General features: G+C 46.9%; 1 protein-coding gene. It reads right to left on the reverse strand.

All coding sequences use genetic code 11. The features are described from left to right. Window positions 1-612 (reverse strand): chorismate-binding protein (locus KIV40_RS33030; protein WP_285353602.1); only part of this gene is annotated, 612 nt, incomplete at both ends.

Below are 612 nucleotides of genomic sequence, written 5' to 3' on the forward strand. Positions count from 1 at the left end.
GCTGCGCATGAATATGACGTTTTAAATGCTGTACTTTACGAAGGCGAACCAATCGAGCCTCTTTCTCGACGTTCACAGAGTGAGAATACGCTGTTAAGCGGTCCACAATGTCGTCCACCACATACTGGTTCTCGTTCAGGTTCTTCTGATCTTGTGTAAGCCAATTGGCTAGCTCCATATCTGAAGAGGCGCTGTTACCACGACCTATCGTACCCGCCAGTGCTTCTGTATCTAGCTCAGTGCCATGACGGCTGTACAACCTTTCAGGTGTCGAGCCAATAAAACTGTGTTTCGAGTCGAGAACCAACATAAAGTGAAAGCTGTTGTGGTTCTTTTGATAGCTGGCTTTGAGAAGCTGCGCGGCACAAATCGGTTCATCAAGCTGCACTGTGGTTTTTCGAGCCAACACCACTTTCTTGAAATCGTCGTTTTCAATACCGGTTAGGACTTTTTCAACAAGGCCGTTCCACTCAGGCTGTTCTGGAGTGTGCTTGATTTGCTCAATATGAGCGGTCAATGGTGACAATACGGCTGCGTCTGCCGATAACTTTTTCAAAGCATTAATCGACGTAATACGATCAGGCGTTAAGTTCACCGCCAAAGACCATTGGT

The organism is Vibrio sp. D173a (genome assembly GCF_030248475.1).